This is a genomic window from Hymenobacter yonginensis (assembly GCF_027625995.1).
Lineage (GTDB): Bacteria > Bacteroidota > Bacteroidia > Cytophagales > Hymenobacteraceae > Hymenobacter > Hymenobacter yonginensis.
Genome location: NZ_CP115396.1, coordinates 4169784 through 4184500 on the forward strand (window position 1 = coordinate 4169784; position 14717 = coordinate 4184500).

10 protein-coding genes are annotated in these 14717 nt (G+C 63.0%); 4 read left to right on the forward strand and 6 right to left on the reverse strand.

Annotated features, from left to right (window positions below; all coding sequences use genetic code 11):
- Positions 1 to 13: 13 nt before the first annotated feature.
- Both chrA and O9Z63_RS18010 read right to left on the reverse strand, forming a co-directional pair.
- Entirely contained in the window at positions 14 to 1219 is a 1206-nt protein-coding gene (chrA, locus tag O9Z63_RS18005) for a chromate efflux transporter (RefSeq protein WP_270129287.1), read from the reverse strand.
- A 229-nt stretch (positions 1220 to 1448) separates the two neighbouring features.
- A complete protein-coding gene (locus O9Z63_RS18010; RefSeq protein ID WP_270126760.1) occupies positions 1449 to 2426 on the reverse strand; it encodes an isopenicillin N synthase family dioxygenase in 978 nt (325 codons plus the stop codon).
- A 133-nt stretch (positions 2427 to 2559) separates the two neighbouring features.
- Between O9Z63_RS18010 and O9Z63_RS18015 the strand changes: the two genes are divergently transcribed.
- Entirely contained in the window at positions 2560 to 3393 is an 834-nt protein-coding gene (locus tag O9Z63_RS18015; RefSeq protein ID WP_270126761.1) for a hypothetical protein, read from the forward strand.
- Between the two features lie 121 nt (positions 3394 to 3514).
- On the opposite strand, the gene O9Z63_RS18020 is transcribed toward O9Z63_RS18015, so the two are convergent.
- On the reverse strand, positions 3515 to 5491 hold the full coding sequence (locus O9Z63_RS18020; protein WP_270126762.1) for a hypothetical protein: 1977 nt from the start codon (positions 5489 to 5491) through the stop codon (positions 3515 to 3517).
- 383 nt (positions 5492 to 5874) lie between these two features.
- On the opposite strand from O9Z63_RS18020, the gene O9Z63_RS18025 reads away from it, so the two are divergent.
- Entirely contained in the window at positions 5875 to 7917 is a 2043-nt protein-coding gene (locus O9Z63_RS18025; protein WP_270126763.1) for an OmpA family protein, read from the forward strand.
- A 265-nt stretch (positions 7918 to 8182) separates the two neighbouring features.
- On the opposite strand, the gene floA is transcribed toward O9Z63_RS18025, so the two are convergent.
- The 3 genes from floA to proS all read right to left on the reverse strand — a co-directional run bounded on the left by floA (position 8183) and on the right by proS (position 11514).
- On the reverse strand, positions 8183 to 9184 hold the full coding sequence (gene floA, locus O9Z63_RS18030; protein WP_044014920.1) for a flotillin-like protein FloA: 1002 nt from the start codon (positions 9182 to 9184) through the stop codon (positions 8183 to 8185).
- Between the two features lie 105 nt (positions 9185 to 9289).
- Complete coding sequence (locus O9Z63_RS18035) at positions 9290 to 9757, reverse strand: NfeD family protein (protein WP_269559371.1); 468 nt, start codon at positions 9755 to 9757, stop codon at positions 9290 to 9292.
- A gap of 281 nt (positions 9758 to 10038) precedes the next feature.
- A complete protein-coding gene (proS, locus tag O9Z63_RS18040; protein ID WP_270126767.1) occupies positions 10039 to 11514 on the reverse strand; it encodes a proline--tRNA ligase in 1476 nt (491 codons plus the stop codon).
- A 195-nt stretch (positions 11515 to 11709) separates the two neighbouring features.
- Here proS and O9Z63_RS18045 point away from each other — a divergent pair, with 195 nt between their 5' ends.
- Complete coding sequence (locus tag O9Z63_RS18045; protein WP_270126768.1) at positions 11710 to 13062, forward strand: hypothetical protein; 1353 nt, start codon at positions 11710 to 11712, stop codon at positions 13060 to 13062.
- A 63-nt stretch (positions 13063 to 13125) separates the two neighbouring features.
- Complete coding sequence (locus O9Z63_RS18050; protein WP_270126769.1) at positions 13126 to 14670, forward strand: OmpP1/FadL family transporter; 1545 nt, start codon at positions 13126 to 13128, stop codon at positions 14668 to 14670.
- Positions 14671 to 14717 lie beyond the last annotated feature (47 nt).

The window sequence follows — 14717 nt, forward strand, 5'->3', positions numbered from 1 at the left end:
ACAACAAGGAAGTTTAAAACACCGCCCCGGCCAGCAGCCCCGCCAGCACAATCATATAGGACGGAATCTTCTCCCAGAGCAGCACGAAAAACGTGACGCCGATGAGGGTGAGGTTGATGGGCGTGTCGGGCAGCGGGTGGTAGAGCAGGAACACGGCGGCGCACACCAGCCCGGCTGATACGGCATTCACGCCTTCCAGCGACGCTTTCACGACGCGATATTGCTTGAGCTGGTCCCAGAAGCGGATCAAAAAGAAGATGAGCAGCGTGCCGGGCATGAAGATGCCGGCCGCCGCCACCAGCGCCCCCACCACCTGCCCGCCAATGCCGTAGTCGCGCATGGCCAGGGCCCCGATATAGGAGGCAAAGGCGAAGTTGGGGCCCGGAAGCGCCTGCGTGAGGCCGTAGCCCGACAGAAACTCCGGCGCCGACAGATACTGCTTGAACTCCACAAACTCGGCGAACAGCAGCGGCGCCAGCACCTGCCCGCCCCCGAATACGAGGCTGCCGTTGCGGTAGAAGTTCTCGAACAGCAGCACCGGCAGTTCGCGGGTGTAATGGCCCAGCACGGCCGCCCCGATAAACACACCGCCCCACAAAATGAAGTTGGCCCACTCGATGCGCAGCGGCTGCTTATCCAGGATGGGGGCGTGCTTGCGGTAGCGGAAGGTGGTGACCAGGCCGCCGCCCAGCAGCAGCAGCGGCAGCACCTGCGGCAGCTGGAAGCGGTAGGCCAGCATGGCCGCCCCCACCATCAGCGCCACCGATGTTTTGGTATGGATGACTTTCTCGGAAATCTTATAGGCCGAGTACGCCACAAAGCCTACCGCAATGGGCTGCACGAAGCGCACTAGCTGCGTCACCTGCTCTTTGTCGAGGTAGCTCATGGCCACGCCGGCGGCCGTCATGATGCTCACGGCGGGCAGCATCCAAACCAGCAGCGTGAGGTAGGCCAGGTTGGGCCCGCCCAGCCGAAACCCGATGGCCGTGATGGTCTGGGTGGACGTGGGGCCGGGCAGCAGTTGGCACAGCGCCATAATTTCCAGCAGCTCGGCCGAGGTGAGGTAGCGCCGCTTGTCCACGAGCAGGCGCAGCATCATGGCGGTGTGGGCCTGCGGGCCGCCAAAGGCCGTGACGGCCAGGGCGGCCACGTCTTTCAGGAAGATAATGCCCCGAACCCGACGCGTCCGGGCACCCCGGCGGCGGGGCGGCGGAGCCAGCTGCACGTCATCGGGGGGCGGAAGGGGCGGAGTGGAAAGCACACACCTAAGGTAGCAGAAGCTTTAGTTTGTGCCGGCAGACACCAAGCGAAATATGCGGCAGGCCCTAAAACAGAACGTCACGCAGAGCGGAGCGAAACATCTCCCTAGCGTGGTAAATGACTCTACCACACTAGCGAGATGCTTCGGCTCCGCCTCTGCATGACGTTCTAGCAGACGGGAAACCGGCTTACTTCTTCTTCAGGCCCAGCTCAATCAGGCGCTCGTTCAGGAACTCGCCGGCCGTGATGTCAGCTTCCTTCTTAGGGTTTTCGGGCGTTACGCAGCTTTCCAGCGCGGCCAGGCTCATTTCCGAGCGTGGGTGCATGAAAAACGGCACCGAGAAGCGCGAGGAGTTCATTTTCTCGCGGGCAGGGTTCACCACGCGGTGAATGGTGCTCTTGAGTACGCCGTTGGTGAGGCGCTGCAGCATGTCGCCTACGTTCACCACAATCTGGTCGGGCAGGGCCGTAATCGGAATCCACTTGCCGTCGCGGCGCTTCACCTGCAGGCCATCGGCCGAGGCGCCCATGAGCAGCGTAATCAGGTTGATGTCGCCGTGCTCAGCAGCCCGAACGGCATCGGCCGGAACGGCGTCCGGATCTTCGATGGGGAAGTAGTGGATGGGGCGCAGGATGGAGTTGCCGTTGCGCACTTTGTCGTCGAAGTAGGTTTCGGGCAGCTCCAAGTACAGTGCAATGGCGCGCAGTACGTCCTTGCCGGCTGCTTCCAGGGTGCGGTAGGTGGTGAAGGTGCTCTTCTGGAAGCTGGGTACTTCCGACGGCCAGATGTTGGCGGGGTACTCCTTGCCGATGGGGTCGGTGTCATCTTCCACTTCCTGGCCCACGTGGTAGAACTCTTTCAGGTCGCCGGTGTTGCGGCCTTTGGCGTGCTCCTTGCCTTTGCTGATGTAGCCGCGCTGGCCAGCCAGCTCCGGGTTTTCGTAGCGCTGCTTGGTTTCGTCGGGCAGCGAGAAGAAGTTTTTAACGTCGTCGTACAGCGCCGTGGTCTGTTCGTCGGAGAGGCCGTGGTTCTTGAGGGCCACGAAGCCGATGCTCTGGTAGGCTTCGCCGAGCTGCTGTACGAAGCGGGCCTTGCGCTCCGGGTCGCCGGAACGGAAGTCGGCCAGGTCGAGGGAGGGAATTTCTTCCAGCAGTTTTTCTTCCATCTTAGAAAATCACTATACTTTTGGACAATGAATGCGTACCGCGCAAGGTACTCAAAAACCCAACGTTTTACCGGCGCCGGATGTTTCCGGAGGCTTCGCTCATTCCCACTTTCACACCTGTTTTCAGCGTAGTATGAACTTCTCTCCCCTGATGCTTGGCGCGGTTGTGCTGCTGGGCCTGGCTGCCTGCGACACCGCCAAGCAGGCCACGGAATCCTCGGCCTCCACCACCGATACCGCCGCCGCCACCATGGCCAACACGGCCGCTACGCTGGAAAAGAACGGCATCCGGCTTACGCCCTTCACCAACTCGCCCCGCTTCCCGGAGGCGCAGCTGGCGCTGAAGTCGCCACCGGCCGGCTCGGTGGTGCCCAGCGGCACCGTGGCCTTCGACTACGACTTGAGCAACTTTCAGCTCACTAAGATGACCGGTGGCGCGCACGCCGGCCACCTGGCCAACTCGCAGAAAGGCCAGCACATCCACAACATCGTAGACAACCAGCCCTACTCGGCCCACTACGAAACCGAATTCACCAAGCCCGTAGCCGACGGCCAGCACGTGGTGCTGTCGTTTCTGTCGCGCTCCTACCACGAAAGCCTCAAGCACCGCAGCGCCTACGATCTGCGCGTGATTACCGTCGGCAAGGCCGCCCCCGGCACGCCCGCCTTCGACCTGAAAGCGCCGCACCTGTTCTACAGCCGCCCCAAAGACGTGTATACCGGCGCCGATAAGGAGAAGGTGATGCTGGATTTCTACCTCGTGAACACCACGCTGGAGCCCGGCGGCACGCAGGTGCGCGCCACTATCAACGGCGCCGAGTTCATGCTGGACCAGTGGGCGCCCTACATGATGGAAGGCCTGCCGATGGGCGAAAACACCGTGAAGCTGGAGCTGGTTGACGCCAGCGGCAACCTCATCCCCGGCCCCTACAATTCCGTCACCCGCACGTTCTCGCTGCAGCCGTAGCAATAGGGAGTAGGGAGTAGGGCCTGGGGCTTAGGACCCAGAGGTTCGTCATCGGTTACTGAATGGCGAATTTCTGCTTCATAAGCTCCAGGCCTTATTTCTATGTCCTAATCCCTACGCCCTAAAACTGCCGCACGCGCCAAGCCATGGCCACCTCAAAATAGGGGTAGAGGTTGTGGGTGGCGCGGTCTAGGTCGTCGGGGGTGTAGCTGGGGCCTACGAAGGGGCCGGTACCGAGGCGGTAGCGGTAGAGCGTGCGCAGCTCCTGCAGCCATAGGCTGGCCGAGAGAGCCAGAGCGCCGGCCCGCCGCTCATAGGCCACGTCGGGGCCCTGCTGGCGGGTGAGGGCGCGCAGGTAGATGAGCGAGGAGCCGCCCGCGTTCTGCACCAGCGCGGCGCGAGCGTGGGTGCGCTGCTCCAGAAACCGGTAGCCGAGGCGCAGGCTGCTGGAACTGGCTACCGGCCGGCGGCGACCGGTCCAGCCGTAGCGGAGGCCGCCGCGCAGGTCGTGGGTGATGGTGGTGTCGAGGGGACTTTCCTTGAAGGCGGGCCAGCGCAGCAGCCCCACGCGGTTTTCGCGACGGGCGTAGTCCAGCACCGTGAGCAGGCGGGGCGTGAGCTGGTACGTGAGGTTCTGCTGCTGCTCCAGCACCCGGCTGGCACGGTTGCGCAGCTGCTCGCTGGCCCGGTCGCGCACCTGGTAGCTCACCCACAAGTGGTAGGTGCTCCGAATGCTGAAGCGCCCCGGCGCCCACGTAAAGCCCGGCTCCCAGTGCAGCAGCCGGTCGGTGTAGTTTTCGGCACTAAGGGCGGCCCGGATAAACACAAACTGCCGGTACTCGCCGGCCACTGCCAGGCTGGTGCGGAAGTTGCCGCGCCAGCGGCCGGTCCAGGTGAGGCGCAGCTGGTGCTGGGCCTCGTCGCGGTCCTGCTGGTTGTCTTTGCTGGGGGCGGCTACGCGCAGCAGCTGGGCCGCGCCGGTCAGGGAAAGCGCGTGGCGCGGCAGCGGCAGCCAGGTCAGCTCCCCCTGCCACTGGGTGGTTTGCTCGGTGATGTCCTTGATTCGCTCCCGGGCCAACGCCAACTCGTATTGGGCTGGCGCGAGGTTGCGGGTGTTGCGGAGGTTGTAGGCACGGTTGCGCTGCCGGTAGTTGAAGTTCAGTACGGCCTGCACCTTGCGCGAGCCCAGGCGCAGCTCCTGGCGAGTGTCCAGCTCGCGCTGGCGGTAGCCTAGGTTCTGCAGCGTGTCGGCTTCGGGCCCCAGGCGGCGGTAGGCAAAGGCCCGGCTGGGCAGCGCTACGGCATTCACCGACCGAAACGACACCTTATCCGACAGGCGGTAGGCCCAGGTCAGCTCGCCGGCCAGCGTGTCGCTCTGGATGCGCTGCACGTTGCCGGGCACGTAGTCTTCGGCGCGGTGGGCGCGGTAGGCACCGCGCAGCGTGCCGCTGGAATACTGGTCGAAGGTGTGCTCGTAGTAGCCCTCGGCCAGCAGCCGCTGCCACACGCGCGGCCCCAGCTGGGCGCGGGTGCCCAGCACGCGCAACGCCAGCGGCGGTGCAGCCGCCCCGCGCAGAAACGCCAGCGTCGAGAAGTCGAAGCCGTAGGCCGGGCCGGTGTCCTGGCGGCCGTTGCGCACATCCTGCACCACGCCGCCAAACCCAATCAGCCGTAGCACCGACAGCGAGTCGGTGGCCTGGGAGGGCAGCAGGCGGGGCAAGGCCTGCTCGTAGCCGAGGCGGGCCAGCCAGAGGCCGGTGCGGGTGGCGTTGGCGCGGCTTTGCTCGTAGCGCACAAACTGGCCCGCGCGCCAGCCCCGCCGGCCCAGATCCACGGTGTGCAGGGCGTCGGCGGCGTAGTCTTCGCGCACGAACGGCGGCTGGCCGCGCGAGTCGTAAATCCACTCGCTCAGGAGGCGGTAGCGCAGCTGCTGGCGGCGGCCCAGGTGCAGCGTGCCCAGCGCGGCCGTGCGCTGCGCGTAGGTGCTCACGCCCACGCGCCGGGCTTGTGTGGTGAGCAGCAGCAGCGAGTCGGGGGCGGGGGCAACGGTGCGGGCCAGCAGCGGCAGCGTGCCGGCGTCTACCAACGACTGCGCCAAGCCCGGCAGAGAGGCGAAAAGGAAGCTGAAAATGAGCAGGATTCGCCCCGAAAACCACGGCCGTTTTTCGGCTGTCCGGCAGGCGGTTAGCGGCCCTGCTCCGGCGCCCACGGAATTTGCAACGGAACAGAGAAACTCCATGAGGAAAGCAGCGCAGCGCCAGACGACAAGCAAGTTACTTCATCGGTTGGCGCGCCGCAACCGGCGCTGATTTTTGCGCTTTCATCAAAATTTAACGGGGCTAGGCAGCCTATGTGCGTACCTTTGAGGTTCATGCATCGGGTAGCCGCAACTTCGGAGCCCTACCTCACGTCTCCAATGGCTGGGAAGCTACTGCTTCCGGCTTGCGCGGGGGCACAAGCTCTATTTTTGCCAATCAGCTTATGAGTGTTCAGAAATTTCTACTGTCGGTAGGGTTGGTAGTGGGAGGGTTCGTGAGCGTACAGGCACAGCACGCCGTGTGGGCGGCGAAAGTCGCGGCGGTATCGTCGCAGAAAGCGGAGGGCAAAGAAGCCTTTTCGCCGGAAAAAGTATTGGGTGAGCCCAACGCCCAGCCGCTGGGCCAGGTCAGCAACGAAGCCTGGATTCCGCGCAAGGAAAGCAACGACGAGTTTATTGAGGTGCGGTTTGGCAAGTCTTTGATTGCCAAGCAGGTGACGGTGGTGGAGAACTTCAACCCCGGCTCGGTGGTCAAGATCGAGCTGATTGATACCCGCGGCGGCAAGCACCAGGTGTATGCCAACGACAGCCCGGGCCCGATTCCGGAGCAGTTTCGCTCGCTGCAGGTGACGTTTTCGCCGGGCACCTACCGCACCATCGGCGTGCTCGTGACCATGAACACCAAGGCCGTGAACGGCGTCAACCAGATCGACGCCATCGGCATTGCCGACGTGGCCGAGACGATGGTGAAGAAGGAGTTCAAGGGCGAGTCGGAAGGCGTGAAGATTGACTCGGCCATGGTGAACCTGGGCCCGAACGTCAACTCCAAGTATGTGGACACGCACCCGGTTATTTCGCCCGACGGCCGGACGCTATTCTTTGCCCGTCAGGAAAGCCCCCAGAATGCGGGCGGCGCCAACGACGTGCAGGACGTGTGGTACAGCACCCTCGGCAACGCCAAGAGCAAGGCCTGGAACCCGGCCAAAAATATCGGCGGCCCCATCAACACGCCCGGCCCCAACGGCCTAGCCTCGGTGTCGTCGGACGGTAATACGGCAGTGCTCATCAACGTCTACAACGAAGACGGCACGCTCGACCCTAAGGGAGTGAGCATGAGCAAGCGCACCAAAACCGGCTGGAGCCGCCCCGAGAAGATCAACATCGAGGATTTCTATAACGACGACGAGGAAAACGTCGACTACTTCCTGGGCACCTCGGGCAAGGTGCTGCTGATGGCCGTAGAGCGCAAAGACGGGCAAGGTCAGCAGGACATCTTTGTGAGCTTCCGCAATGCCGATGGCAAGTCGTGGAGCAAGCCGCGCAACCTTGGGCCCAGCATCAACACTAAAAAGCCGGAGTTTGCGCCCTTCCTGGCTTCTGATGGCAAGACGCTGTACTTCGCCTCGGAAGGCCACGGTGGCTACGGCAAGAGCGACGTCTTTTACAGCAAGCGCCTCGACGACAGCTGGACCAACTGGACCAAGCCCCGCAACCTGGGCCCCAACGTCAACTCGCCCGATTTCGACGCATACTACGTGGTATCGGCGGCCGGCGAGGATGCCTACCTGGTGTCGACGCGCAACGGCACTGGCAACTCCAAAGACATCTTCCGCATCGGCCTCACGCCCCAGTTCAAGCCCGAAGTGGTAACGCTGGTGCGCGGCCGGGTCTTGGACGCGGCTACCAAGAAGCCGGTACCGGCCACCATCAAGTACGAAAACCTGCTGACGGGCGAGGAAATCGGGGTAGCCGAAACCAACCCCGTGGACGGCTCCTATACCATCGTGCTGCCCTCGGGCATTCAGTACGGCTACCGCGCCGAGGCCCCCAACTACCTGGCTGAAGCCGACAACCTCGACGTGACGGACCGCCAGAAGTATTCCGAAGTCACGCAGGATTTGTACCTCGTGCCCTTCGCCGTGGGCCAGACCATCAAGCTGAACAACATTTTCTTCGCCCAGAGTAAATACTACCTGCGCGAAAACTCCTATCCCGAGCTGCTGCGCCTGGTGCGCACGCTCAAGGAGTACCCGAACGTGGAAATCAAGCTGGAAGGCCACACCGACAACCAGGGCGACCCGGCCCTGAATCTGAAGCTCAGCCAGGACCGCGTGAACGAGGTAAAGAAGTTCCTGGTGCAGAAAGGTATCAAGAGCACCCGCATTGCCACCGAAGGCTACGGCGACACCAAGCCCGTTGCCAGCAACGACCAGGAAGAAACCCGCAAGCTCAACCGCCGCGTGGAGTTCCGGATTACCAAGAAGTAGCCTCACCCCCCGGCCCCGCAAATGCTTGATGCGCATTATCCCGTGGAGAGGGGGAGCCAGCCGACTGCAACGCTGCATCTTCTGCTGGCGCCTCAGATGCTACTACCACTAAACGCAAAGCGCCCCTACTTTCCGGTAGGGGCGCTTTGCGCTTTTATGCGTTTCATTAAATCGGTAAGCCGTTGCGGAGGCGCCAGCCAACGTGGCGGCGTAGGAGTCGCCTGGCTTCCCCTCTTCACGGAAGAGGGGGCCGGGGGGTGAGGCCCTACGACAGACGCCCTTCGTCGCGGCCGGGCTTGCTGCTGCTGCTCTGACCGCCGGGGTTGGCGATGGAGTCGCGCATGTCGGTGTCGGCCTGCACGTTGCGCATTTTGTAGTAGTCCATCACTCCCAGGTTGCCGGAGCGGAAGGCTTCGGCAATGGCCTTCGGGATTTCGGCTTCGGCTTCCACCACGCGGGCTTTGGCTTCTTGGGTTTTAGCGCGGTTTTCCTGCTCTACGGCCACGGCCATGGCGCGGCGCTCCTCGGCCTTGGCTTCGGCTACCTTGAGGTCGGCGGTGGCTTGGTCGATCTGGAGCTTGGCGCCGATGTTCTCGCCGATGTCGATGTCGGCAATGTCGATGCTCAGGATTTCGAAGGCGGTGCCGGCATCGAGGCCTTTGCTGAGCACGAGCTTGGAAATCTTGTCGGGGTTTTCGAGCACTTCCTTGTGCGACTTCGACGAACCGATGCTGGTCACGATGCCCTCGCCGACGCGGGCCAAGATGGTTTCCTCGCCAGCACCGCCCACCAGCTGCGTGATGTTGGCGCGCACCGTAATCCGGGCCTTGGCAATCAGCTGGATGCCATCCTGGGCCACGGCGGCCACGTTGGGCGTGTTGATGACTTTGGGGTTTACGCTGGTCGTCACGGCCTCGAACACGTCGCGCCCGGCCAAGTCGATGGCGGTGGCCTGCTTAAAGGTGAGCGGGATGTTGGCCTTGTCGGCCGAAATCAGGGCCTTGATGACGCTGGGAATGTTGCCGCCGGCCAGGTAGTGGGTTTCCAGGTCGTTGGCGGTCAGCTCCAGGCCGGCTTTGGTGCTCGTAATCATGGAGTTGACGATGAGGGACGGCGGCACCTTGCGCACCCGCATAAACGCCAGTTGGAACAGGCTCACCTTCACCCCCGAAAACAGCGCCGTAATCCAGAGGCTGATGGGGAAGAAGTACAGGAACACCAGCAGCACAACGGCCCCGACGATAATCGGAAGGAAGGGAGGATTCATAGGGGCGAAATGTAGCACAGGCTTTAGCCTGTGCCGTGAAAGAAAAAGACCTAGCCAGCAGCTGTGGCAGCGTTGGAGGAGCTGGCCGGCGGCACAAGCTAAAGCTTATGCTACACTTTCCACCACAATGCGGTTTTGCTCGATACGGAGCACGCGCACCTCGGTGCCGGCCGCCACAAACTCACCGCGGGTGGTTACCTCACGGCGGTTTTCGGCGAAGAGCACGGTGCCGGCTGGGCGCAGAGCCGAGAGCGTGCGGCCGGTGGTGCCGGGCTGCACGTCGGGCAGGCGGGCGTCGCGTACGTGGCCGCTGTTCACGTCGTTGAGGGCCACGCGGGCCAGATTTTTGGGCCGCAGCCCCACGTACACCAGCAGCCCCGCCACCACCACCGACGAGGCCAGCAGCACGTGCCCGGTGCCGGAGCCCAGGTCGCGGTAGGCAAACCAGACGCCGGCCGCCAGCAGCGCGAAGCCCAGCAGCCCCACCACCGTCGTGCCCGGAATAAAGATGACTTCGGCCGCCAGAAACACCAGGCCAAAAAGCAAAAGCAGCGCAACGGTAAGCCAGTCCATAGCAGGGAAGGAGTTAGGTTAGGAAAAGATAAGCACAGGATCACGGATTTTTTCGGATTAGACGGATTTCACGGATTTTGTGGACGGTGCTGTGTTGCTTTCTTCAGTCGAAAACCAACGGAAATCAGCTGGAACCTACCGGAAACCAGTTAGAACCGGCCGGAAATCAGCTGAAACCCAACAAAAAGAGGCTTGCTGATGGGCAAGCCTCTTTTGCTTTAATAGAACGTCAACCGTTCACAAAATCCGTGAAATCCGTCTAATCCGAAAAAATCCGTGATTTAGTAGGCCCGGGCGAAGTACACGCGGCGCTTGCTGGGCTTGCCGGTCAGGATGCAGGTGCCGTCCTCGTCGGGTTCGGCGAGGGCCATGCACCGGATGGTGGCTTTGGTTTCCTCTTTGATGCGCTCCTCGGTTTCGGAGGTGCCGTCCCAGTGGGCCACCACGAAGCCGCCTTCGCCTTCCAGCGCCTGCTTGAACTCTTCGTAGGTATCCACGCGGTGCGTGTGGGTTTCGCGGAACTGGTGCGCTTTGCGGTAGATGCTGGTCTGGATGTCGTCGAGCAGCGCGGCTACGCTGTTCACGATGTCGGCCAGGGGCAGGTTCATCTTCTCCTTGGTGTCGCGGCGGGCTACTTCTACGGTGCCGGCGTCGAGGTCGCGCATGCCCACGGCCAGGCGTACGGGCACGCCCTTCAGCTCCCACTCGGCAAACTTGTAGCCGGGGCGCTCGGTGTCGCGGTCGTCTACTTTCACCGAAATACCGCGCTCAATCAGCCCCATCTGCATCGGGCGGATGCGCTCCAGCAGCTCGTCGAGCTGGCCGGACTTGTAGATGGGCACGATGACCACCTGAATGGGGGCCAGCTTGGGCGGCAGCACCAGGCCTTCGTCATCGGAGTGGGCCATCACGAGTGCGCCCATCAGGCGGGTGCTCACGCCCCAGCTGGTGCCCCATACGTACTCCAGGCCGCCTTCCTTGCTTTGGAACTGCACGTCAAACGCCTTGGCGAAGTTCTGGCCCAGGAAATGAGAGGTGCCGGCCTGCAGCGCCTTGCCGTCCTGCATCAGCCCTTCGATGCAATAGGTGTCCTCGGCGCCGGCAAACCGCTCGTTTTCGGTTTTCACGCCCTTCACTACGGGCAGCGCCATCCATTCCTCGGCAAACTGGGCGTACACCTCCAGCATCTGGCGGGTTTCGGCTAAGGCTTCCTCGGCGGTGGCGTGGGCGGTGTGGCCCTCCTGCCACAGAAACTCGGCGGTGCGCAGAAACAGGCGGGTGCGCATCTCCCAACGTACCACGTTGGCCCACTGGTTGATGAGCAGCGGCAGGTCGCGGTAGCTTTGGATCCAGCCTTTGTAGGTGCTCCAGATGATGGCCTCCGAGGTGGGGCGCACCACCAGCTCCTCTTCCAGCTTGGCGTTGGGGTCGACGCGGAGCTTGCCGGGATTGTCGGGGTCGGTCTGCAGGCGGTAGTGCGTTACCACCGCGCATTCCTTGGCAAAACCCTCGGCGTTTTTTTCTTCCGCCTCGAACAGACTTTTGGGGACAAACAGCGGGAAATAAGCGTTTTGATGGCCCGTACGCTTGAACATATCGTCGAGCGTACGCTGCATTTTCTCCCAGATGGCGTAACCGTATGGCTTAATCACCATGCAGCCTCGTACAGCAGAGTTCTCAGCCAGACCTGCGCGCTTCACCAACTCATTGTACCACAGGGAATAATCCTCGCTCCGCTTGGGCAAACTTTTGCTCATGTTTCAGGTATCTTTGGTAAGTTGAAAAAGTTCCCGTTTTGGCCCAAGATTTGTGCTAGACATTTCGGCACCGTTTCGTCGCCAAATTACGTTATTAAACCGGAGCCTGTCGTCTCGGTCTGCAACTGGTGTAGGCAAGTCTTCGGTGTTTGAGTAGATACTTTCTTTCGCCCGCCTCCTTTTTTGTTAGCCGTCATGAAAAAAATCCTTTCTACCCTGCTGCCTGCCTTCTCCCTGCTCACGCTGGGAGGCTGCGCAAGCACCGCCGGGCTTTCCACTACGGAAAGCGACGGCGTCTATTATTCTTCCTCTGACCGCACCACGCAAAGCGCGGCGGCGGTAGCGGCGGCCACGCCCGCCACCCGCGACGAGCTCACGAATCCTGATTACACGGAGCAAGGCAGTTCGGCTGCCACCGACGAATCTACCGAATACTACGACGACGACTTTGCGTATTCTTCGCGCATCCGGCGTTTTCACCAGCCGTACTACAGCAGCTTCGGCTACGGTTACAACGACTTTATTTTCTCCGACCCATTCTGGTATGGTGGCCCCGGTTATTACTCGGCTTGGGGGCCCAGCTATGGCTATGGTGGCTACGACCCTTTCTGGGGCTACGGTAGTGGAGTAAACATTTATGTAGGCTTTGGCAGCCCATGGGGCTGGGGCCGGCCCTGGGGCTGGAACCGCTGGGGTGGCTACGGCCGCGGTTATTATGACGGTTTCTATAACGGCTATTATGGCGCCGGCTACGGTGGATACTACAACGGCGGTGGCTATTACAACGGTGGCGGCTTCGGCGGCTACTCCGGTGGCGGCCGCTCAGTGAACCAGCGCTACGGGCCGCGCAGCAGCCGCAGCGCCGAAGCCGTTACGTCGGGCCGCACGGGCTCCGGCACCGGTGTCGGTGGTATGGGTACGAGCACCGGCGGAGGCCGGGGCCGCGTCACGGAAGGTGGCCTGGTGGCTCCGGGCGGCAACACGTCCGGCAACGTGGTGGGAAGCACCCCCGCTACCATGCCCGGCCGCCGCAACGTGCGCATGACGGATGCCGCTACCACTGGTACGCCCGGCGTCCGGGGCACCCGCAACCCTGATCTTGGTACCGATGGGGCCGCTGGCCAGACGGCTCCTGACCGCAACAATGGCATCACGCGTAGCCCGGCGCTGCAGGATGCTGCCACTGAACGGCCTACCCGCAGCTACGAAGGTCGCCGCTGGCGCGTAGGGCAGGATGGGGCCGGCAGCACGCCGCAGCCTTCCACTGACTACTCGCAGTCGCGCGGCCGGAGCCGCAGCATCTACAGCCAAAGCCCGTCGCAGCAGAGCAGCGGTGGCGAGACGATGGAGCAGCCAACGCGCCGGTCTTCGCCGCAACGCACTTATGAGGCCCCGCAGCGTAGCGCCCAACGCTCCTACGAAGCACCTCAGCGCAGCTACGAGGCGCCCAGCCGCGCTTCTGAGTCGCGCAGCTACTCGGCTCCTTCCGGTGGCGGCGGGGGCAACAGTGGCGGTGGTGGCGGCGGCGGCCGTGGCCGGGTACAATAACCGGCGCAACTCTGACCTATACTATGTGACGGGCCGCGTGGCGGCCGCCTTCCTTTCCTTCCAATGAAAAACCTGAAATACTGGCTTGCCGTGGCCTTTGCGGGCCAGGCTAGCTACGGCTTTGCCCAACAGGTAGCCCAGGGCTACCAAGTAGATGCCCTGCGCTTCTCGCAGACCCAGCCCAGCGGCACGGCCCGCACCCTCGGCATTGGCGGCGCCAACGTGGCCGTAGGCGCCGACCTGAGCAGCCTCGTCACGAACCCGGCCGGGCTGGGGCTCTACCAGCGCTCCGAGTTCAGCTTCACGCCGGGTTTGGGCCTGAGCAACGCCGATGCCACGGGCTTCGGCGCCACCACCTCCGACTCGCGCAACAGCCTGCACGTGGCCAGCCTGGGCGCCGCCTTTGTGCGGCGCCGGCCCGATGCCGACAACAATGCGTGGCGCGGCGGCACGCTGGCCATCGGCTTCAACCGCACCAACGACTACAACCAGCGTTTCCGCTACCGCGGCCAGCCCGACCCCAGCCAGGACATCCTGCAGCGCTTCAACGACCCGGAAATCAGCGTGGCCAACGCCGAACAGCAGTTCAACAGCGGGTATAGAACCTTGGATGGTCTGGCGTATGGTGCGTTGCTGACGGACTACTACTACACCAATGGCCAGCCCCGCGACAGTGTTCTAGGCTTGTCTCGGCCATTTGAGGATACGGGCCGGCTCACGCAGGACGAAGTCGTGCTGACCACCGGCTCTCAGACGCAGTTCGACATCGGCTACGGCGCCAGCTACCGCGACCGGCTGTACGTGGGCGGCGCCATCGGCATCGTGAGCACCCGCTACAACTCCACCAGCACGCTCACGGCTTCGGAAGCAGAGCCAAACGGTAACACGGCCTTCAACAGCCTCACGTACCGCGAGATTGTGGAAACCCGCGGCAGCGGCATCAATGCCCGCATCGGGGCCATCTACCGCTTCAACGACGCCGTGCGCTTCGGCGCTTCCATCCAGACGCCCACGCTGACGACGCTGTCGGAAACCTACAGCTCGTCGCTGAGCGCCAACTTCGACCGGCCGGTGCGGGTGGGCAACCAGAGCTACACCAGCCGCGAGGTGAGCACCGGCACCACGCCGTTTGATTACCTGCTGACGTCGCCGTTTCGGGCTTCGGGCGGGGTGACGGCCGTGATTGGCAAGTATGGCTTCATAAGCGGCGACGTGGAGTACGTCAACTACAGCCAGGCCCGCCTCAACACGGCCGAAAACCAAGTCGACAACGACTTCGGGCCCGACAACACGGCCATTAAGGGCTTGTACCAGTCGGCCGTGAACGTGCGGGTGGGCGGCGAGCTGCGCCTGGACGTGTTCCGTCTGCGCGCCGGCTACGCCCGCTACGGCGACGCCTACCGCCAGAGCGACTTCGACCGCACCCAGAACTACTACACGGGCGGCGCTGGCATCCGGCAAAACAACTTCTTCCTGGACGTGGCCGGCGTGTACGGCACCAGCAAGCGGTTCTACAGCCCCTACACCCTGAGCACCAACAACACGCCGGTTGTGAGCGTGGACGCAAGCCGCTTCACGACTACCGTTACGGCCGGATTCCTGTTCTAGGCTGTCATCATTAGCACAACAAAAGCCCCCGTACCAGACAGTGCGGG